Annotated in this window: 17 protein-coding genes; 10 read left to right on the top strand and 7 right to left on the bottom strand. The window is 72.0% G+C overall.

What is annotated here, in order from left to right; translation table 11 throughout:
* Nucleotides 1-353: 353 nt before the first annotated feature.
* Both ACGFIW_RS08470 and ACGFIW_RS08465 read left to right on the top strand, forming a co-directional pair.
* Nucleotides 354-836, top strand: coding sequence for a DUF2243 domain-containing protein (locus tag ACGFIW_RS08470; RefSeq protein WP_393312022.1), 483 nt, complete (start codon nucleotides 354-356; stop codon nucleotides 834-836).
* Nucleotides 833-1,675: a cytochrome c oxidase assembly protein gene (locus tag ACGFIW_RS08465; protein ID WP_393312020.1), complete on the top strand. Its 843-nt coding sequence runs from the start codon at nucleotides 833-835 to the stop codon at nucleotides 1,673-1,675. The genes ACGFIW_RS08470 and ACGFIW_RS08465 overlap by 4 nt, the downstream gene beginning before the upstream one ends.
* Here ACGFIW_RS08465 and ACGFIW_RS08460 read toward each other — a convergent pair whose 3' ends face one another.
* The 6 genes from ACGFIW_RS08460 to ACGFIW_RS08435 form a co-directional block, all read right to left on the bottom strand.
* Nucleotides 1,676-1,963 (bottom strand): hypothetical protein, encoded by a 288-nt coding sequence (locus ACGFIW_RS08460; RefSeq protein ID WP_393312018.1) that lies wholly within the window; start codon nucleotides 1,961-1,963, stop codon nucleotides 1,676-1,678.
* A gap of 91 nt (nucleotides 1,964-2,054) precedes the next feature.
* Nucleotides 2,055-3,152: a CaiB/BaiF CoA transferase family protein gene (locus tag ACGFIW_RS08455; protein ID WP_393312760.1), complete on the bottom strand. Its 1,098-nt coding sequence runs from the start codon at nucleotides 3,150-3,152 to the stop codon at nucleotides 2,055-2,057.
* Nucleotides 3,153-3,247: 95 nt separating this feature from the next.
* The gene (locus ACGFIW_RS08450; RefSeq protein ID WP_393312016.1) at nucleotides 3,248-5,413 is read right to left on the bottom strand and encodes a 3-hydroxyacyl-CoA dehydrogenase NAD-binding domain-containing protein; all 2,166 of its coding nucleotides are present in this window, start codon (nucleotides 5,411-5,413) and stop codon (nucleotides 3,248-3,250) included.
* 14 nt (nucleotides 5,414-5,427) lie between these two features.
* Nucleotides 5,428-6,642: an acetyl-CoA C-acetyltransferase gene (locus tag ACGFIW_RS08445; protein WP_393312014.1), complete on the bottom strand. Its 1,215-nt coding sequence runs from the start codon at nucleotides 6,640-6,642 to the stop codon at nucleotides 5,428-5,430.
* The gene (locus ACGFIW_RS08440; protein ID WP_393312012.1) at nucleotides 6,632-7,798 is read right to left on the bottom strand and encodes an acyl-CoA dehydrogenase family protein; all 1,167 of its coding nucleotides are present in this window, start codon (nucleotides 7,796-7,798) and stop codon (nucleotides 6,632-6,634) included. The genes ACGFIW_RS08445 and ACGFIW_RS08440 overlap by 11 nt, the downstream gene beginning before the upstream one ends.
* 141 nt (nucleotides 7,799-7,939) lie before the next feature.
* Nucleotides 7,940-9,100: a peptidoglycan recognition family protein gene (locus tag ACGFIW_RS08435; RefSeq protein WP_393312010.1), complete on the bottom strand. Its 1,161-nt coding sequence runs from the start codon at nucleotides 9,098-9,100 to the stop codon at nucleotides 7,940-7,942.
* 160 nt (nucleotides 9,101-9,260) lie between these two features.
* Here ACGFIW_RS08435 and ACGFIW_RS08430 point away from each other — a divergent pair, with 160 nt between their 5' ends.
* The gene (locus ACGFIW_RS08430) at nucleotides 9,261-9,908 is read left to right on the top strand and encodes a TetR/AcrR family transcriptional regulator (protein WP_393312008.1); all 648 of its coding nucleotides are present in this window, start codon (nucleotides 9,261-9,263) and stop codon (nucleotides 9,906-9,908) included.
* A gap of 10 nt (nucleotides 9,909-9,918) precedes the next feature.
* Here ACGFIW_RS08430 and ACGFIW_RS08425 read toward each other — a convergent pair whose 3' ends face one another.
* Nucleotides 9,919-10,806 carry a zf-HC2 domain-containing protein gene (locus ACGFIW_RS08425; protein WP_393312006.1) on the bottom strand — a complete coding sequence of 296 codons (888 nt, stop codon included), beginning with the start codon at nucleotides 10,804-10,806 and terminating at the stop codon, nucleotides 9,919-9,921.
* Between the two features lie 72 nt (nucleotides 10,807-10,878).
* On the opposite strand from ACGFIW_RS08425, the gene ACGFIW_RS08420 reads away from it, so the two are divergent.
* The 7 genes from ACGFIW_RS08420 to ACGFIW_RS08390 all read left to right on the top strand — a co-directional run bounded on the left by ACGFIW_RS08420 (nucleotide 10,879) and on the right by ACGFIW_RS08390 (nucleotide 20,625).
* Nucleotides 10,879-11,919, top strand: coding sequence for a TRM11 family SAM-dependent methyltransferase (locus tag ACGFIW_RS08420; RefSeq protein WP_393312004.1), 1,041 nt, complete (start codon nucleotides 10,879-10,881; stop codon nucleotides 11,917-11,919).
* 561 nt (nucleotides 11,920-12,480) lie between these two features.
* Nucleotides 12,481-12,570, top strand: coding sequence for a K(+)-transporting ATPase subunit F (kdpF, locus tag ACGFIW_RS08415; RefSeq protein WP_036390805.1), 90 nt, complete (start codon nucleotides 12,481-12,483; stop codon nucleotides 12,568-12,570).
* Nucleotides 12,570-14,225 (top strand): potassium-transporting ATPase subunit KdpA, encoded by a 1,656-nt coding sequence (gene kdpA / locus ACGFIW_RS08410; RefSeq protein WP_393312002.1) that lies wholly within the window; start codon nucleotides 12,570-12,572, stop codon nucleotides 14,223-14,225. The genes kdpF and kdpA overlap by 1 nt, the downstream gene beginning before the upstream one ends.
* A 20-nt stretch (nucleotides 14,226-14,245) precedes the next feature.
* Nucleotides 14,246-16,441, top strand: coding sequence for a potassium-transporting ATPase subunit KdpB (gene kdpB, locus ACGFIW_RS08405; RefSeq protein WP_393312000.1), 2,196 nt, complete (start codon nucleotides 14,246-14,248; stop codon nucleotides 16,439-16,441).
* Nucleotides 16,441-17,322 carry a potassium-transporting ATPase subunit C gene (locus ACGFIW_RS08400; protein ID WP_393311998.1) on the top strand — a complete coding sequence of 294 codons (882 nt, stop codon included), beginning with the start codon at nucleotides 16,441-16,443 and terminating at the stop codon, nucleotides 17,320-17,322. Before kdpB ends, ACGFIW_RS08400 begins: the two co-directional genes overlap by 1 nt.
* 73 nt (nucleotides 17,323-17,395) lie before the next feature.
* Nucleotides 17,396-19,948, top strand: a complete 2,553-nt coding sequence (locus ACGFIW_RS08395; protein WP_393311996.1) for a DUF4118 domain-containing protein — start codon at nucleotides 17,396-17,398, stop codon at nucleotides 19,946-19,948.
* A complete protein-coding gene (locus ACGFIW_RS08390; protein WP_393311994.1) occupies nucleotides 19,945-20,625 on the top strand; it encodes a response regulator in 681 nt (226 codons plus the stop codon). Before ACGFIW_RS08395 ends, ACGFIW_RS08390 begins: the two co-directional genes overlap by 4 nt.
* The last annotated feature ends 40 nt before the right edge of the window (nucleotides 20,626-20,665 follow it).

Here is a 20,665-nt window from a genome sequence, read left to right as displayed (position 1 = left end):
AACGGGGATGTTGCCGCCCGCCGCGCCGGCCGCGCTGGCCGGGTCTGCCGGGTCTGCCGGGCCTGCCGCGCCCGCCGGGTCTGCCGGGCCTGCCGCGCCCGCCGGGTCTGCCGGGCCTGCCGCGCCCGCCGGGCCTGCCGCGCCTGCCGGGCTGCCCTCCGCGTCTGGCCGGCGTGTCCGCGCTTGATCAACACGGGGTTCTTGAAAGCGGGGTATCCCGCTGGGTTGGACACCCCGGTTTTGCCGATCTCGTGTTGACCTTGGCGCTCGTGGGTCGCCGCGCCGACTCTGGCGGTCGCGATTCGTGGTATTTGAGGTATTTTGGGCCTCGACTGGCGGATGCGAGGTGTGTGGTGGTCGGTTCGAGCCTGCCGAGTGGGCGCACCGCCGACGTGCCGGACGTACGTGCCTCGGCGCTCGCCGGCGTCCTGCTCGGCATCGCGATCATGGCGGCGGTGGACGAGATCGTGTTCCACCAGTTGCTGGCCTGGCACCACTTCTACGACCGGTCGACCCCCACGGTGGCACTGCTCTCGGACGGGCTGCTGCACGCCGCCGAGGTGATCGCCCTGGTCGGTGGGTTCTTCTGGTTCGCCGACCTGCGCAGGCGGCACGCCCTGTCGGCCCGGCTCGCCCGGGGTGGCTTCCTGCTCGGCGCTGGAGGGTTCCAGCTTTTCGACGGGCTGATCGACCACAAGGTCCTGCGGCTGCACCAGATCCGTTACGGGGTGCACCTCGTGCCGTACGACGTGGTGTGGAACGTGGCCGGCGCGGCGCTGTTGCTGACCGGCGCCCTGCTGGTCCGGCGCGCCCGGTCGCGCGGCGGCCGCCGATGACTGTGCTCCTGCCTGGTCCGCCCGCCTGGTCCGTTCCGCCGGTCGCGCACGGCGGGCACGCGGCGGGTGGGTCGGCCTGGCTTCCGCTGTTCCCGGTCGCGTTGCTGGCCGGCGGCTACCTGCTGGCCGCCGTACGGGACCCCCGGGGTTGGGACCACCGGCGTACCGCCGCCTGGCTGGTCGGGTGCGGAGTGCTGGCGGTCGCCGTCGGGCCGTTGGCCCAGCTCCCGGACGACCCGCGCGGGCACATGGCGCAGCATCTGCTTCTCGGCATGCTGGCCCCGCTCGGGCTGGTGCTCGGCGCCCCGGTCACCCTGCTGCTGCGGGTCGCGCCGGCACCGGTACGCCGGACGGTGGGCCGGTTGCTGCGCGCCCGCTCACTGCACCTGATCACGCACCCGGTCACCGCAGCGCTGCTCAGCACGGGTGGGCTGGCGTTGGTGCTGCTCACCCCGCTGTACGCGGCGGCCGAGCGGCAGCCCGGGCTGCACCACGCCGTACACCTGCACTACCTGGCCGCCGGCTACCTCTTCACCTGGTCCCTGGCCGGGCCGGATCCGGCGCCGCGCCGGCCGGGGCTGGCGGTACGGGTCGGCGCGTTACTCGGTGCGGCGGCCGGCCACGCCGTGCTGGCCAAGCACCTGTACGCGCGGGCCGGCATCCTTCCGCCCGGCCTCGACAACCCGGATCCGGAGACGTTGCGCTCCGCCGCCCAGCTCATGTACTACGGCGGCGACCTGGTCGAGCTCCTGCTCGCGACAGCCCTCTTCGCCACCTGGTACAACGACCGCCCGCGCCGCCTCCGTGCGTCGACCAGGAGGCTTGCGCGAAGCTCCTGATCAACGGGGCCGGGGGTCGGAGGTGCGCGACTGGAGGGCGGTGGAGAGGCGCTGGAGGAACGTGCGGATGCTCTCCTCGCCGTGCCGAGTTCCCATCTCGTCGTTCAGCGGGACCTCCGAGCGCAGCGCCCGGTCCAACGCGTCAAGCGTCGCGGTCCGGTCGCCCGGGTAGCGCCCCTCGACCACGCCACGGGCGACCCAGGCCACCACCGAGTCGTCGAGCACCTGCTCGAACTGGATTCCGTAGAGGATTCCGTTGATGTGGCCCTTCCACAGGTCCGTGGCCATGCTCGTCGACTCCCTGGAGGAAAATTGGCTGCCGTCCGGGTCGGGATCGGCCTGCCGAGCGTGCCACCACTTTCCGGGACGTGCAGACCCGTCAGGTCCGTCGCGGCCAGGTGTCGAGAATCTCCGCCGCCGGTAGGACGTCCCGTTCCGGGTCCGGCGCGGGGACCGGTCGGGCGGTGGGCGTCCGGTGGAAGCGGGGGGCCGGGGCCGGTTGGATCTCGCCGCCGACCTCGACGAAGGTGCCCCGTGCGGCGTTGTGCGGGTGTTGGTGCGCCTCAGCGGGGGCGAGCACCGGCGCGACGCAGGCGTCCAGGTCGGTGAAGACCGCCGTCCACTCGTCCCGGGTCCGCTCTGCGAACCGTTCGGTGAAGCGCCGGCGCAGCTCGTCCCAGCCGCTCGGGTCGTACTGGGCGGGCAGGTCCGGGTCGTCGGCGAGGTCGAGGCCGCTGAGGAGTACGGCATAGAAGGCAGGTTCCATCGCGCCGACGGCCATGAATCCACCGTCGGCGGTGGTGTACGTGTCGTAGAACGGCGCTCCGCCGTCGAACAGGTTGCGCCCGCGCGGCGCGGACCACAGGCCACTGCCGAGCAGCCCGTGCAGGAACGACGTGAGCAACGCCGACCCGTCCACCATGGCCGCGTCGACCACCTGGCCGACGCCGGAGCGTTCCCGCTCCAGCAGCGCGGCCAACACGCCGACCGCGAGCAGCATGCCCCCTCCGGCGAAGTCGGCGAGGAGGTTCATCGGGGCGTACGGGCGCTCGCCGACCCGACCCAGTGGCTCCAACGCCCCCGCCACCGCGATGTAGTCGATGTCGTGGCCGGCGCGGGCCGCCAGCGGACCGTCCTGACCCCAGCCGGTCATCCGCGCGTACACCAGCCGGGGGTTGCGAGCCTGGCAGACCTCCGGGCCGAAGCCGAGCCGTTCGGCGACCCCCGGCCGGTACGCCTCGACGAGCACGTCCGCCCGCTCGACGAGGCGGAGCAGGTCGGCCACGCCGGCCGGAGACTTCAAATCCAGTGCGGTCACCCGCCGGCCGCGCTGCAACGGTCCACCGGTCGGCGCGGCCAGCCGCCCCGCACCCGGGGCTCCCGGCCGGTCCACCCGCACCACGTCCGCGCCGAGGTCGGCGAGCACCATGCAGCCGAACGGCGCCGGCGCGAGGCTGGCCAACTCCACCACCCGCATCCCGGCCAACGGCCCACCGCGCCCCGGCCCACCGTGGGCTGAGCCGCCGCTGTCGGGCGAGTCGGTGGGCGGCTCGGACCCAGCTGCGGGCCCCGTCACGCGGTGCCGGCCGGTGCTGTGGAACGGGCGGTCGAGGCGGCGAGCCGGTCGACCAGGTCGGCCGGGGGCGTGAACCGGTCACCGTACCGTTCGGCCAGCTCGGCGGCGCGGGCCGCGAAGCCGGCGGGACCGCCCGCGTACTGCCGGACGTAACGGATGACCCCGCCGGTCCAGGCGGGGAAGCCGATGCCGAAGATCGAGCCGATGTTGGCGTCGGTCTCGGTGCGCAGCACCCCCTCGTCGAGGCACCGCAGCGCGTCCAGCGCCTCGGCGAAGAGCATCCGCTCCTGGAGGTCGGTGAACGGCACCGCCCGGCCGGCATCGGTGACCAGGTCGGCGAGGCCGGGCCACAACCGGCCCCGGGCGCCGCCGTCGTAGGCGTAGAAGCCCCGACCGGCGGTACGCCCCGACCTGTCGTACGCGTCGACAAGCTCGTCCATGAGCCGGTGCGCGGGCAGCGGCAGGTACTCCTCGCTGGCCGCCTCGAACTGGCGGCGGATCCGCTGAATCAGGGTGAGACTGACCTCGTCGGCCAGAGCGAGGGGCCCGGTCGGGTAGCCGGCCTGCAACGCGGCCTGCTCCACCGACGCGGCGGGGACACCCTCGGCGACCATGCCGACCGCCTCGTCCAGGAACCGACCGATCACCCGGCTGGTGAAGAAGCCCCGACCGTCGTTGACCACGATCGGGGTCTTGCCGATCCGCCGGCCCAGGTCGAAGGCCCGCGCCAGGGCGGTGTCGCTGGTCCGCGCGCCGACCACGATCTCCAGCAGCGGCATCCGGTCCACCGGGGAGAAGAAGTGCATGCCGATGAAGTCGGACGGCCGGTCCACACCCTCGGCCAGCCCGGTGATCGGCAGGGTGGAGGTGTTGGAGGCGAGCAACGCGTCCGGCGCCACCACCGGCAGCACCTCGGCGAAGACCGCCTTCTTCAGCGTCGGGTCCTCGAAGACCGCCTCGATCACGACGTCGCAGCCGGCCAACGCGTCGACCTGGTCGGTGGTGGTGATGCGGTCCAGCACGGCTCGGGCGTCCGTCTCCGTCGCGCGGCCCTTGCGTACCGTGCGGGCCAGCAACCGCTCGGCGTGCTCCCGCGCCCGGCCGGCGGCCTCCGGCGTGACGTCCTTGACCACCACGTCCAACCCGGCGCTGGCGCAGGCGTACGCGATGCCCGCACCCATCATGCCGGCGCCGAGCACCGCCACCCGGCGCACCGGCGGGGCGTCCACGTCGGCCGGTCGGGCCGCGCCGCCGTTGACGGCCTTCAGGTCGAAGAAGAAGGCACCGATCATGTTCTTGGCGACCTGCCCGGTGAGCAGACTGATCAGGTGCCGGGTCTCCACGGTGAACGCGGTCTCCAGGTCGACCTGCGCGCCCTCCACGGCGGTCGCCAGGATCGCCTCGGGTGCGGGCAGCCGGGCACCCTTGAGCTGCTTGCGTAGCGTGGCCGGGAAGGCCGGCAGTTGGGCGGCCAACGAGCGGCTGGCCGGGGTGCCACCGGGCATCCGGTAGCCGGACCGGTCCCACGGCTGGCTGGCCTGCGGGTTGGCGGTGATCCAGGTGCGGGCGTGGTCCAGCAGCTCCGCCTCGGTGGCGACCACCTCGTCGACCAGCCCCGCGGCCAGTGCGTCGGCGGGGCGCATCCGTCGACCGGTGAGCAGCACCGTGGTCAGCGCCGTGGCGAGGCCGAGCATCCGTACCGTCCGGGTGACACCGCCGGCACCGGGCAGCAGACCCAGGGTCACCTCGGGCAGGCCGAGCCGGCTGTCCGGTACGTCCAGCGCGATCCGGTGGTGGCAGGCGAGGGCGATCTCCAGGCCGCCGCCGAGCGCGGAGCCGTTGACCGCCGCGACGACCGGTCTGCCCAGCGTCTCCAGTCGGCGCAGGTCCCGTTTGACGGTGTTGAGCAACTCGGCCAGTTCGGGCGCGTCGGCGCGGGTGGCCCGGATCATCTCCGGCAGGTCGCCGCCGGCGAAGAACGTCGACTTCGCGCTTGTCACGATCACGCCGACGAGATCGCGTTCGGCCTCCAGCCGATCCAGCGCGGCGCACATCGACGCGGCGTACGCCCGGTTCATGGTGTTGGCCGACTGGTCCGGGTCGTCCAGGGTGAGCGTGACGACGCCGTCGGCGTCGCGGTCGTACCGAATGGTGCTGGTCATGGTCGTTCCCCCGGTCAGCAGCGCTCAAGAACGGTGGCGACGCCCATGCCGCCGCCGATGCAGAGGGTCACCACGGCGCGGCGCAGGTCGCGGCGCTCCAACTCGTCCAACGCGGTGCCGAGCAACATCGCCCCGGTCGCCCCGAGCGGGTGGCCGAGCGCGATCGCGCCACCGTTGACGTTCACCAGGTCGGGGTCCAGGCCCAGGTCGCGGACGTACTTGAGCACCACCGCGGCGAACGCCTCGTTGATCTCGAACAGGTCGATGTCGTCGACGGACAGCCCGGCGACGGCGAGCGCCTTGTGCGTGGCGGGGATCGGACCGGTCAACATCAACGTCGGGTCCGCACCGCTGACCGCCGCGCTGACGATCCGGGCCCGCGGGGTAAGGCCGAGGTCTCGGCCCACCTCCTCCGAACCGATCAGTACGAGCGCGGCACCGTCCACGATGCCGGAGGAGTTACCGGCGTGGTGGACGTGGTCGATCGCCTCCAACCAGTGGAACGTCTGGAGGGCGACCGCGTCGAAGCCGGCGGCCTCGCCCATGGTGGCGAAGGACGGGGTCAGCCGAGCGAGGGCCTCCCGGGTGGTCTCCGGACGCGGGTGCTCGTCGGTGCTGAGGATGTCCAGCCCGTTGCCGTCCCGGACCGGCACGACCGAGCGCGCGAAGTGCCCACCGGCCCGGGCCTTGGCGGCCCGCTCCTGCGACCGCAACGCGTAGCCGTCGACGTCGTCGCGGGTGAAGCCCTCCAGGGTGGCGATCAGGTCCGCGCTGACCCCCTGCGGCACGAAGGACGTGGCGAGCGCGGTCTGCGGATCGGTGGCCCAGGCTGCGCCGTCGGAGCCCATCGGCACCCGGGACATCGACTCGACCCCACCGGCGAGCAGCAGGTGCTCCCAGCCGGAGCGGACCCGCGCGGCGGCCGAGTTGACCGCCTCCAGTCCGGAGGCGCAGAACCGGTTGAGCTGCACCCCGCCCACCTGGTCGGGCAGCCCGGCCAGCAACGCGGCGGCGCGTGCCAGGTCGCCGCCCTGCTCGCCGACCGGGGTCACGATGCCGAGCAGCAGATCCTCCAGACGGCCCACGTCCAGGCCGGGGTTGCGCTCGCGCAACGCGTCGATCAGGCCGACCACCAGCGAGATCGGCTTGACCCCGTGCAGCGCGCCGGTGTCCCGGCCGCGTCCGCGCGGGGTGCGGACCGCGTCATAGACGTACGCCTCAGAGGGCACGGGCGATCAACTCCTTCATGATCTCGTTGGTGCCGCCGTAGATCTTCTGGACGCGGGCGTCGGCGTACATCCCGGCGATCGGATACTCGGTCGTGTAGCCGTAGCCGCCGAACAGTTGCAGGCACCTGTCGACGACCTCGCACTGCCCGTCGGTGAGCCAGAACTTCGCCATCGCCGCGGTCGCCACGTCCAGGTCGCCGCGTGTGTGCCGGACGATGCAGTCGTCCAGGAAGACCCGGCTGACCCGGGTGCGGGTGGCGCACTCGGCGAGCACCATCCGGGTGTTCTGGTGGCCCATCAGCGGCTTGCCGAAGGCGGTGCGCTCCTTGGCGTACGCGACTGTCAGCTCGACGGCCCGTTCCATGGCCGCGACCGCGCCCACGCCGATGACCAGCCGTTCCTGTGGGAGCTGCCGCATGAGCTGGACGAAGCCCAGCCCTTCGGCGTCGCCGAGCAGGTTGGCCGCCGGCACCCGGAACTCGTCGAAGAACAACTCGGCGGTGTCGTTGGCGTGCAGCCCGATCTTGGACAGCAGCCGGCCTCGACGGAAGCCCTCCGGGTCGCCGGCGACCTCGCAGATAAGCAGCGAGACACCTGCCGCCCGCTGTTCGGGGTCGGTCTTCACGGCCACGATGACCAGGTCGGCCAGGCCGCCGTTGGTGATGAACGTCTTCGCGCCGGTGACCAGGTAGTCGTCGCCGTCGCGGACCGCCCGGGTCCGCATCGCCTGAAGATCCGAGCCTCCGTCCGGCTCGGTCATCGCGATCGCGCCGACCAGCTCACCGCTGCACAGGCCCGGCAGCCACCGCCGCTTCTGCTCCTCGCTGCCGTACGCCACCAGGTAGCCGGTGACGATGCCACTGTGGACGGCCAACCCGAGGCTGCTCTCCCCGGTGTACGCCTGCTCGTGCAGCAGCACCGCCTCGTGGGTGAAGCCGCCGCCCCCACCGCCGTACTCCTCCGGGACGGACAGGCCCAGCAGCCCCAGCTCACCGGCGCGCCGGTAGTGCTCGCGGTCCGGATGACCCTGCGCCCGCAGGCGGTCGGCGTGCGGCAGCACCTCCTTGGTGAAGAAGGTGCGGGCCAGGTCCGCGAGGTCGTCGTGCTCGGGCTCGCGCCAGGCTGAGGGAGATCCGTCGAGCGGGGGCGTCGGCATGTGCACCACCCTCGCGCGCTGTTGGCGGCATGTCAATAAGTCTCGATCCACAGCCACGAGGGCGCGGCGGGCAGGATGCGACACCGCCCCCAACCAGGGCGGTGTGCGCGCTGGTGGGGGGCGGCGTGGCAGGGCCGTGAACTAGCGCCGCGGCGGCCGTGGCGGCGGCGTCGGGCGCATCGCGGCCAGAGTCGCCACGTCCTGGCGTAGCTCGCCGAGATAGGGGTGGAAGTAGTCGCCCGGGCACTCCGTCGGATCGGCCCCGACGCTCGCCCAGTCCCGGTGACCCGAGATGACCGCCACGTTGCCACCCGCCCCGCTGACCGGATTGACGTACCCGGTCCGACCCGTGGGATCGAGTCGACTCGTGAGGCTGAGCCCCGCCAGGACCAGTGCCAACGACCGTTGCGCGGCGGGGCTGGGCAGGCGGGACGTGTACCGGCCCAGCAGGCAGACGCCGATGTTGCCGGCGTTGAAACCACCCACGTGCGCCGCGTTGACCATGAGTGGTCGACCGTCGCTGCCGACCCCCGGGCCGTAGACCGGCTGCGGCCCCGGGTCGGAGTAGCGACCCTCGTAGACCCGTCCGCCCTCGTCGATCAACAGGTGGTAGCCGATGTCGCCGAACTCCTGGAGTACGCACTGGTCGTAGTAGATGGCGCGAACCGTGGCCGCCGGATCGGGGTCCTCGTTGTGCTCGTACACCCCACTGTGGTGCACCGTCAGCGTCTGCACCGGGTAGAACTCACCAGGCCACAGCACGCTGCCGTTCGGGCCGACCCGCAACGACTCGTCAGCTCCCCAGCCGGACCGGGGCAGATACGTCGGCGGCCGCGGGGCGCCGGGCGGCAGCGGAAGGCTGTTCGTCTCCGCGTTCGCGACCGTCTGCCGAGCCCCGTCGACCATGTTCAACTCGACAACTGTGGCAGCCGAACCGTCGCCGACCTGGACCTCGTATCCGGTCGCGCCGTTGGCCACCACGATGTCCGACCGGGCCGACACCGCCCGACCGTCCCGCCCGTTCGGGCATGCGCTGATCTCCAGCCAGTCACTCCACCCCTTGCCGGTACGAAGGCGTACCGCCGCCGCCGGGCCGCTGTGCGCGACGGACAGGTGGGTCAACGGGATGGCCGGCGCGGTGACCACCGTCCGGCTCATCAGTCGCCCACGGCGGGCCGCGAGCGGCGCCGTCACCGTGGAGGTGGACGGGGCCGCTGTCGCCGACCCGCCGAACGCACCGGCGGCCGACAGGCCGACGGCCGCACCGGCCGCGCCAGACAACAATCGACGTCGAGAAACCAAGGTTTAGCTCCCTTACTCAGTTGATCCGGTCCGATGGCATGCACGGCGAGGCCGGGTCGGTCGGACTGTCACTGATGCGTGGCAAGGGTAAGGCAGAAGGTGCCTGCTGGACCGCCCCGGATCAAGGTGGGGGCGGGTGGCGCTCGATAGGGTCGGGCAGATGAGTGTCGAGACGGCTCCGCGCCGCCGCCGTCTGGAGCCGGACGCCCGGCGCGGGCAGATCCTGGCCTGCGCGGTCCGGCTGTTCGGCGAACGCCCGTACGCGGACGTGTCGACCACCGACGTCGCCCGGGAGGCGGGTGTCGCTCGCGGTCTGGTCAACCACTACTTCGGTGCGAAGAAGGACCTCTATCTGGAGGTCGTCCGGGTCATGGTGACAATCCCGGAGGTCGCCCTCGAACGGTTGCCCAAGGGTGACCTGCGCACCCGGGTCGACGCGAGCGTCTCCTGGTTTCTCGACGTGGTGTCGCGGCACAGCACCTCGTGGTTGGCGGCGGTCACCGCCCGGGGAATGGGCGGCGACGCCGACGTGGAGCGGGTGCTCGCCGAAGCCGAGGAGGTCGCCGCGGACCGCATGCTCGTCGCCGTCGGCCTGGCCGGCGAGGCGCGGCACCGGGAGGAGTTGCGTGCCATGGCTCGCGCCTACGGCGGGCTGGCCACGTCGACCGCCCGGGAGTGGCTCCAGCGCGGCGCGTTGACCCGCGCCCAGGTGCACCTGCTGCTCGCCACCACCCTGCTGACAATCGTCGAACAGGTCATCCCGCAGGCCATCGGCGGCGGCGGCGAACCGGCGCGACCGGAGGGCTGACAGAGCCCGCTCAGGCGGCGCGGCGTCCGCCGGCCTGGCCGGTACGCGCCGCCGGGGCGGCCTGGCCGGTACGCGCCGCCGGGGCGGCTTGGCCGGCGGACGCCGCCGGGGCGGCATAGCGGTCGGCGGCCTGTGCCGGGTACGAATCGGGGCGAACCACCCGCAGCGGCCGGTCCGCCTCGTCGGCCCCGAACCGCCAGCCGGACGGTGCCGGTTGGCGCTGCGGCGCCGGTCCGCCGGGGCGCAGACCGGGCCGGGACAGCGCCACCGTGATCAGGTAACCGACCACCAGGAAGCCGTGACTGACCAACCGCTCCCCGCCCACCGAGCCGGTGGCCAGGTCGTTGACCGAGAGCAGCAGCAACGTGCCGACGAACGCGCTGAGCATCGGCAGTAGCCCGGCCGGCGGGCTGCGGCGTACCGCGACGAAGAGGAAGCCGGCGCCCACCGCCACGTTCCACGCGGCCGACTCGTGCCACAGGTGCTGGCCGGTCGAGTGCAGGTGGTCGGCGGTCGCGCCCCGGCCCACCTGGGCCAGGCCGAGCACCAACTGCACCGCGCCGAGCAGCCCGAGCGCCGCGCGCAGCCCGGTGACCAGCCGGCCACTTCCGAGCGCCGCGCGCAGGCCGGCCACCACCCGACCACCGCCGGTCAGGCGCCGCCACGGCGAGCGGCGGGTCGGCTCGGCCGCGACGGCGGCCAGGATCGCCGCGGTGCGGTCGGGTACGTCGGCGACCAGCCGGGTACGGACCCGACGCGTCACCGCGGCCGCCGCCGTGAACCAGGCCCGGCACTCGGCACACCCGTCGAGGTGCCCCTGCACCGCCGCCAGTTCGGCGGCGGTCTCCTCCCCGTCCAACTGCGCGGACAGGACCTCCCGCCACTGCTCACACCCCATGTACCGGTAGTCGCTCCAGCGACCGCTCCGGTTCCCGGCGACCGTGGCGGGTTGTGGAATACTCGCCGGATCATGACGCGTTACGGCCTGCTGATCCTGCCCGCCACCAACCGGGTGTACGCCCGCTCCGCCATCGACCTCACCCGGGCCGAGCTGGAGATCTTCGGCCGTTCGGCGCTGGACGGCCGGGTCGGCGAGCTGGACACCGAGGTCGTCGGAGGGGCGTCCTACGTCACCTTCACCGGCGACGGGCTGACCGAACGTGACCTGGCCGTCCTGGGCAATCTCTCCGCGGGGTACGCGCTGTTCGAGATCGTCGGTGAGCTGCTGCGGCCGATCGAGTGGAGCCGACTGGACCGCTACGACGACGACCTGCTCACCATCCAGAAGTACCCCGGCAAGACCAACGAGCAGTTCACCAAGTTGCTGCTCAACGTCACCCTGCTCGCCTCGGACTGGGCCGGCGAGCTGACCAGCCGGCGGTTCCGGGTGCTCGACCCGCTCTGTGGGCGGGGCACCACCCTCAACCAGGCCCTGATGTACGGGTTCGACGCCGCCGGCATCGAACGCGACCAGAAGGACGTCGAGGCGTACCGGACGTTCATCACCACCTGGTTGAAGCAGAAGCGGGTCAAGCACCGGGTGCTGGAGTCGGGGCCGGTGCGACGCGAACGCAAGGTGGTCGGCCGGCGGGTGCGGATCGAGCTGGCGCCGACCCGCGAGGAGCACAAGGCCGGCCAGACGCAGCTGCTGGATGTGGTCAACGCCGACACGGCCCGCTCGGGGGAGTTCTTCCGCCCGGAGACGGTCGACCTGATCGTCGCCGACGCCCCGTACGGCGTGCAGCACGGCAGCCGTACCGCCGACCAGGGCCTGACCCGCGACCCGCTGGCGTTGCTCGCGGACGCCGCGCCGGTCTGGGCCCGGTTGTTGCGCCCCGGCGGTGCCCTCGGGATCTCGTGGAACACCCACGTCGCCAGCCGTGACGACGCGGCGGCGGCGTTGACCGACGCTGGCCTGACCGTGGTCGACGCCGAGCCCTACCGCGCGCTGCGGCACCGGGTCGACCAGTCGATCATGCGCGACGTGCTGGTGGCCCGCCGCCCGGCCTGACCGGCCGCGCACGTCGGCCCCACCGCGCCCTGCGCCACCCCATCCGGGTCGGCATGGTCCCCTCGTGCGTGCCTTTGCTCTGCACCCGCCGGCGCGCCGGTGCTCTGTGCCGGCGGAGGTGCCCCCTTTGCTCTGCACCCGCGGGTGCGCCGGTGCTCTGTGTCGGCCGAGGTGCCCCTTTGCTCTGCACCCGCGGGTGCGCCGGCGGGCTGTGCCGGCCGAGGCGACGGTTACCGATTGTGAGCGTCGCCTCCGCGGGTGCAGAGCAAAGGGTGGGCAACTGGGTCCTGGCCCCGCGGCCACTGAGCGTCTGTGCCGCATTTCACCTGTTCAGTGGGCAGGTGTGAAAACCACGTCAAGAAAAGGTTCGCCGCCGTCATGGTCGCGTTATGACCCCTGCCCTGCGGCCGGTGGTGGGGCTTTGCTTGCCCGGCGCGACCGGAAGGCGGTCGCGACGAACCTTTCCGGCTGAGGAGTCAGCGTGTCTGACGTGGTGTTCGTGGTCCTGACGGTGGTGCTGTTCGCAGTGCTCGCCCTGGTGGTCCGGGCGGTGGAGAAGCTGTGAACGCGGTCAACGCCGTCGGTCTGGTGCTCGCGATCGTCCTGGGCGCGTTCCTGGTGTTCGCCCTGCTGTTCCCGGAGCGCTTCTGATGACCATGACAACAGCGGGCGTCATCTTCATCGTGACGCTGGTGGCGGCCCTTGTCGCCGTCTACAAGCCGTTCGGCGACTACATGTTCCGGGCCGTCACCGGGACGAAGCAGTCGCGGGTCGAGCGGGGCGTCTTCCGGCTGGTCGGGGTCAACCCGGCCGCCGAACAGACCTGGGGCGTGTACGCCCGCAGCGTGCTCGCGTTCTCCGCCGTCTCGATCTTCTTCCTGTACCTGTTCCAGCGGGTGCAGAACCACCTGTGGCTGTCCCTGGGCTTCGACCCGGTGGTGCCGCACGGGGCGTGGAACACCGCCGTGTCGTTCGTGACGAACACCAACTGGCAGTCGTACTCGGGTGAGTCGACGATGGGCCACCTGGTGCAAATGGCCGGCCTGGCCGTGCAGAACTTCGTGTCGGCGGCGGTCGGCATCGCGGTGGCGGTGGCGCTGGTACGCGGCTTCGCCCGTAGCCGCACCGGCCAGCTCGGCAACTTCTGGGTCGACCTGACCCGGATCGTGCTGCGGATCCTGCTGCCGATCGCGGTGCTCGGCGCGGTCGCGCTGATGATCGGCGGCGTGGTGCAGAACCTGTCCGGCGGCACCGACGTGAGCACGCTGACCGGTGGCACCCAGACCATCACCGGCGGTCCGGTGGCCAGCCAGGAAGTGATCAAGGAGCTGGGCACCAACGGCGGCGGCTTCTACAACGTCAACAGCGCGCACCCGTTCGAGAACCCCACCACCTGGACGAACTGGCTGGAGATCTTCCTGATCTTCCTGATCCCGTTCAGCCTGCCCCGGGTCTTCGGCCGGATGGTCGGCCAGAACCGGCAGGGCTACGCCATCGCCGCGGTGATGGGCATCCTCGCGTTCCTCAGCGTCGCCATCACCAACATCTTCGAGTTGGCCGGCCACGGCACGGTGCCGCAGGCGGTCGGCGCGGCGATGGAGGGCAAGGAGGTGCGGTTCGACGTGTCGAACTCGGCCACCTTCGCCGCCGCCACCACGCTCACCTCGACGGGTGCGGTCAACTCGTTCCACGACTCGTTCACCTCGCTCGGCGGCATGATGACCATGGTCAACATGATGCTCGGCGAGGTCGCGCCGGGCGGCACCGGTTCCGGTCTCTACGGCCTGCTGATCCTCGCGGTGATCACGGTGTTCATCGCCGGGCTGATGGTGGGCCGCACCCCCGAGTACCTGGGCAAGAAGATCGGGTCACGGGAGATCAAGTTCGCCTCGCTCTACTTCCTGATCACGCCGATCCTGGTGCTCGTCGGCACGGCCGCCGCGTTCGCCACCGGCAACAACTCCACAGCGCTCAACGTCGGCCCGCACGGCCTCTCCGAGGTGCTGTACGCGTTCACCTCGGCCAGCAACAACAACGGCTCCGCCTTCGGCGGCATCACGGTCAACACCACCTGGTGGGACACCGCGCTCGGGTTGTGCATGCTGCTGGGCCGGTTCCTGCCGCTGATCTTCGTGCTCGCGTTGGCCGGTTCGCTGGCCCGCCAGGCACCCACCCCCGCGTCCGAGGGCACCCTGCCGACCCACCGACCGCTGTTCATCGGCATGGTCGTCGGCGTGACGGTGGTCCTCGTCGCGCTGACCTTCCTGCCCGCGCTCGCGCTCGGCCCGCTGGCAGAGGGGCTCTGACCACCATGAGGAACGAGGACATGTCCGTCACGTCCGCCCCAACAGAGCAACTCCCCGGCACGCCCGCCACCCAGGGCAACCGGATCGGCGGGGGCCTGCTGGACCCCGAACAGTTGATCCGGTCCCTGCCGGACGCGGTCCGCAAGCTCAACCCCGGCACGCTGTGGCGCAACCCGGTGATGCTGATCGTGGAGGTTGGCGCGGCCTTCACCACCGTCCTGGCGGCGCTCGACCCGTCGGTGTTCGCCTGGGCGATCACCATCTGGCTCTGGCTGACAGTGGTCTTCGCCAACCTGGCCGAGGCGGTCGCCGAGGGGCGGGGCAAGGCCCAGGCCGCCACGCTGCGGCAGGCGAAGAAGGACACCATCGCCACCCGGCTGGTCGACTGGAAGCCGGGCGCGCGGGCCAACACCTACCGCGACGAGGCGGTGCCCGCGCCCGAGCTGCGGCAGGGCGACATCGTGCTGATCGAGGCCGGCGGCATCATCCCCGGCGACGGTGACATCGTCGAGGGCATCGCCAGCGTCGACGAGTCGGCCATCACCGGCGAGTCGGCCCCGGTCATCCGCGAGTCCGGCGGCGACCGCAGCGCGGTGACGGGCGGCACGAAGGTGCTCTCCGACCGGATCATCGTGAAGATCACCCAGAAGCCGGGGGAGAGTTTCATCGACCGGATGATCGCCCTGGTCGAGGGGGCCAACCGGCAGAAGACACCGAACGAGATCGCGCTGAACATCCTGCTCGCCGCGCTCACCGTCATCTTCCTGCTGGCAGTGGTCACCCTCCAGCCGCTTGCCATCTTCTCCAAGGCGTACCAGGCCGCCGCGCCGGACAGCGGGGCGATCACCGACTCCGGCGTCACCGGCGTGGTGCTGATCTCGCTGCTGGTCTGCCTGATCCCCACCACCATCGGCGCGCTGCTCTCCGCCATCGGCATCGCCGGCATGGACCGTCTGGTGCAGCGCAACGTGCTGGCCATGAGCGGCCGGGCCGTCGAGGCGGCCGGCGACGTCAACACCCTCCTGCTGGACAAGACCGGCACCATCACGCTGGGCAACCGGCAGGCCGCCGACCTCGTCCCGGTCGAGGGGGTCGACGCCACGACCCTCGCGGACGCCGCGCAGCTGTCCAGCCTGGCCGACGAGACCCCCGAGGGGCGCTCGGTGGTCGTCCTGGCGAAGAACGAGTTCGGGCTGCGCGAGCGCGAGCCCGGCGTGATGCCGCACGCCACCTTCGTACCCTTCACGGCGCAGACCCGGATGAGCGGCGTAGACCTCACCCCGGACGCCAGCGTGGACGGCGGCGCGGTGGGCACGGCCCGCCGGGTCCGCAAGGGCGCCGCCGCCGCGGTGATGAAGTGGGTACGCGAGAACGGCGGCCACCCGACCGAGCAGGTCGGCGAGATCGTGGACGCGATCAGCGGCACCGGCGGCACCCCGCTCGTGGTCGCCGAGCACGTCGACGGTCAGCCCGCCCGCGCCCTGGGGGTCATCCACCTCAAGGACGTCGTCAAGTCCGGCATGCGCGAGCGGTTCGACGAGATGCGCCGGATGGGCATCCGGACCGTGATGATCACCGGCGACAACCCGCGGACCGCGAAGGCGATCGCCGACGAGGCCGGGGTGGACGACTTCCTGGCCGAGGCGACGCCGGAGGACAAGCTCGCGCTGATCAGGCGGGAGCAGGAGGGTGGCCGGCTGGTCGCGATGACCGGTGACGGCACCAACGACGCGCCGGCTCTCGCCCAGGCCGACGTCGGGGTGGCCATGAACACCGGCACGTCGGCCGCCAAGGAGGCCGGCAACATGGTCGACCTCGACTCCGACCCGACCAAGCTGATCGAGATCGTGGAGATCGGCAAGCAGTTGCTGATCACCCGTGGCGCGCTCACCACGTTCAGCATCTCCAACGACATCGCGAAGTACTTCGCGATCATCCCGGCCATGTTCGCCGGCCTCTACCCGAGCCTGGACACCCTGAACATCATGCGGTTGGCCAGCCCGGAGTCGGCGATCCTGTCCGCCGTCATCTTCAACGCCCTGGTGATCATCGCGCTGATCCCGCTCGCCCTGCGTGGCGTGCGGTACCGGCCGGCCGCCGCGTCGAAGCTGCTCAGTCGCAACCTGCTGGTCTACGGACTGGGCGGCATCATCGTGCCGTTCATCGGGATCAAGCTCATCGACCTGCTCATCCAGTTCATCCCGGGGATTTCGTGATGCGCCTACCTACCTGGATCGCCCAACACCTCGCCGCCCTGCGCGCCGTACTCGTCTTCACGGTGCTGCTCGGCCTGGTCTACCCGCTGGCCCTGGTCGCGCTCGGCCAACTGCCCGGCCTCCACCACAGGGCCGACGGCTCACTGATCACCGCGGGCGGAACCACTGTCGGCAGTGCGCTGATCGGCCAGTCCTTCACCGACGCGGACGGCAACCCGGTCGCCCGCTACTTCCAGTCCCGCCCCTCGGCCGCCGGCGACGGCTACGACCCGACGTCCACCTCGGCCAGCAACCTGGGCCCGGAGAGCGTCGTCGACACCCTCGCCACCGACCCGGAGGAGTCCAGCGAGAGCCTGCTCACCCAGGTCTGCGGGCGCAGCAGGGAGGTCGGCGAGCTGAACGGCGTCGACGGTCGACGCCCGTACTGCACCGACGACGGGGTGGGCGCGGTGCTCGCGGTCTTCCGCGCCGACGGTCTGACCGGCCCGGTGACCCGGGTGGTAAGCGTCAACCAGGCCGCCCCGGCGAGACCCTTCGTCCCCGAGTACCAGGGCGTCACGGTGGAGCCGGCCCAGCCCGGCGAGGACTACGTGGCCGCCGGTGGGGTGGTCACCCCGATCCGGGGCGACGCGCCTGCCGACCCGGCGGTGCCCGCCGACGCGGTCACCGCCAGCGCCAGCGGCCTCGACCCGCAGATCAGCCCGGCGTACGCCGAGTTGCAGGTGAACCGGGTCGCGCGCGAGCGCGGCGCGGACCCGGCGGCGGTCCGCAAGCTGGTCAAGGAGCACACCAGTGGGCGTGGGCTGGGCTTCATGGGTGAACCCGGGGTCAACGTGCTGGAACTCAACCTCACCCTCGACAGGCAGTTCGCCGCGCGCTGAGCGCACTCGCGGGTGGGGCCGTGCCGACCGGGCGTGGCCCTACCCGCCGATCTGACCAGGGAGGATGGTCCCCGTGCCACGCGGAGAACTGCGCATCTATCTCGGGGCCGCTCCCGGCGTCGGTAAGACGTACGCCATGTTGGAGGAGGCCCAGCGGCGGGCCGCGCGCGGCACCGACGTGGTGATCGGCTTCGTGGAGACCCACGGCCGGCGACACACCGCCGCGATGCTCGGCGACCTGGAGCAGGTGCCCCGCCGCGCGATGGACTACCGGGGCGCCGAGTTCACCGAGATGGACCTGGACGCGGTGCTCGCCCGCCGGCCGGAGATCGCGGTGGTCGACGAGTTGGCGCACACGAACGTGCCCGGTTCCCGGCACGACAAGCGCTGGCAGGACGTCCAGGAGCTGCTCGACGCGGGGATCGACGTGCTGTCCACGGTCAACGTGCAGCACCTGGAGTCGGTCAACGACGTGGTCGCCCAGATCACCGGCATCACCCAGCGGGAGACCGTGCCGGACGAGATCGTCCGCGCCGCCGAGCAGGTCGAGCTTGTCGACATGACCCCGGAGGCGTTGCGCCGGCGGATGGCGCACGGCAACATCTACCGACCCGACAAGATCGATGCCGCGCTGGGCAACTACTTCCGGGTCGGCAACCTCACCGCACTGCGTGAGCTGGCGCTGCTCTGGCTTGCCGACAAGGTCGACGAGCAGCTCGACCGGTACCGCAGCCAACAGGGCATCGCCGCCACCTGGGAGGCCCGCGAACGGGTCGTGGTCGCGCTGACCGGTGGCCCGGAGGGCGAGACGCTGATCCGTCGGGCGGCCCGGGTCGCGGCCCGCAGCAAGGGCGCCGACCTGCTCGCCGTGCACGTGGCCCGCAGCGACGGCCTGGCTGGCGCCGACCCGGCCCAGTTGGCCCGCCAGCGGGTCCTGGTGGAGAGCCTGGGCGGCACGTACCACCAGGTGCTCGGCACCGACGTGCCGGCCGCGCTGCTGGACTTCGCCCAGGGCGTGAACGCCACCCAGTTGGTGCTCGGCGCGAGTCGGCGGGGTCGCCTCGCGCAGATCTTCGCCCGGGGCGTCGGGGTCACCACCACCGCGTTGTCCGGCTCGATCGACGTGCACCTGGTCACCCACAAGCAGGCCGGTAAGGGCCGTCGGGCGGCGGCGGTTCCGGCGGCGCTGTCCCGGCGTCGGCGACTGCTCGGCTTCGGCCTGGCGGTCCTGGGCATGCCGCTGCTCACCCTGCTGCTGAGGACGCTGCCCGACCTGACACTGACAAACGACATCCTGCTGTTCCTCGCCGGGGTCGTCGGGGTCGCGCTGGTTGGCGGGGTGTGGCCGGCCCTGGTCGCCGCGCTCGGCGGGTCGCTGCTGCTCAACTGGTTCTTCACCCCGCCCTACCGCACGCTGACCATCGCCGAGGCGGACAACCTGCTCGCCCTGGCCGTCTTCGTCGGGGTGGCCCTCGCCGTGAGCTGGATCGTCGACGTGGCCGCGCGCCGCACCCGGGAGGCCGCCCGCGCCGCCGCCGACGCGCAGACCCTCGCCGCCGTCGCCGGTGGGGTGCTGCGCGGCGAACGCCCCCTGCCCGCCCTGCTGGAACAGCTCCGGGAGACCTTCGGGCTGCGCGCGGTGAGCGTGCTGGAGTTGGCCGAGGACGCCAGCGGCCGCCCGGAGCGGGCCCGCGAGGAGCACGCCTGGGATGTCGTGGCCAGCGTGGGCGACCAGCCGCCCTGCACCCCGCAAGGCGGTGAGACCGCCGTACCCGTCGACGACCGGATCACCGTCGTGCTCTGCGGTCGACGCCTGGAGGCCGCCGACCGGCGGATCGTCGAGGCGTTCGCCGCCCAGGCCGCCGTCGCGCTGCGCCAGGAACGCCTCGCCGAGGAGGCCGCCACCGCCCGGCCTCTTGCCGCCGCCGACCGGATGCGCACCGCGCTGCTCGCCGCGGTCAGCCACGACCTGCGTACGCCGCTGGCCTCGGCGAAGGCGGCCGTGACCAGCCTGCGCAGCCACGACATCGAGTTCGACGAGTCCGACCGCGAGGAGTTGCTGGAGACCGCCGAGGAGTCGTTGGACCGGCTCGCCCGGCTGGTCGGCAACCTGCTGGACATGAGCCGCCTCCAGGCCGGCGTCCTCGGCATCGCTCCGACCGCGATCGGCCTGGAGGATGCCGTACCCCTGGCGCTTGACGAACTCGGCCCGGCGGCCGCGACCGTCGCGACGGACATCCCGGCCGACCTGCCGGCAGCCACCGCCGACCCGGGCCTGCTGGAACGGGTGCTCGTCAACATCATCGCCAACGCGCTGCGCTACAGCCCGCCCGACCAACCGCCCACCGTGACCGCCAGCGCGCACGCCGGCCAGGTGGAGCTGCGGGTGATCGACCGGGGGCCGGGCATCCCGGAGGACCAGTGGGAGCACGTCTTCCTGCCGTTTCAACGCCTCGGCGACCGGGACAACCAGACAGGTGTCGGTCTCGGGCTCGCCCTGTCCCGGGGGTTGGCCGAGGCGATGGGTGGCAGCATCACCCCGGAGACCACCCCCGGCGGCGGCCTCACCATGGTGCTGCGGCTGCCGGCCGCCGCGCAGACCAGCTCGGAGGGGCCGCGGGAATGACGCGCATCCTGGTCGTCGACGACGAACCGCAGATCCTGCGCGCGCTGCGGATCAACCTGCGGGCCCGCAGGTACGACGTGGACGTCGCCGCGACCGGCGCCGCCGCGTTGAGGGCAGCCGCCAGCCACCCGCCCGACCTGGTCGTGCTGGACCTCGGCCTGCCCGACATCGACGGCGTGGAGGTGATCCGCGGCCTGCGCGGCTGGACCACCGTGCCGATCATCGTGCTCTCCGGGCGGGCCGGCAGTGAGGACAAGGTCGCCGCCCTGGACGCGGGCGCGGACGACTACGTGACGAAACCGTTCGGGGTGGAGGAGTTGCTGGCCCGCATCCGCGCGGTGACCCGTCGCCTCGGCGGGCCCAGCGAGGCGGTGCCGGCACTGCGGATCGGCCAGCACACCGTCGACCTGGCCGACCACCAGGTACGGCGCGACGACGGCACCGAGGTCAAGCTGACCCCGATCCAGTGGAGCGTGCTGGAGAAGCTGCTGCGGCACCCCGGCAAGCTGGTCAGCCAGCGGCAGCTCCTCCAGGACGTGTGGGGGCCGGAATACCAGAACGAGACCAACTACCTGCGGCAGTACCTGGCCCAGTTGCGGCGCAAGCTGGAGGACGACCCGGCCCGCCCCCGGCACCTCATCACCGAACCGGGAATGGGCTACCGCTACCGCCCCTGACCCGTTGACACCCGCCGGTAGAGATTGAAGAATTTCGCTA

Origin of the sequence: Micromonospora sp. NPDC048935, from assembly GCF_043197875.1 — a bacterium.
GTDB lineage: Bacteria > Actinomycetota > Actinomycetes > Mycobacteriales > Micromonosporaceae > Micromonospora.
This window is presented reverse-complemented; position numbering and strand designations above follow the sequence as displayed.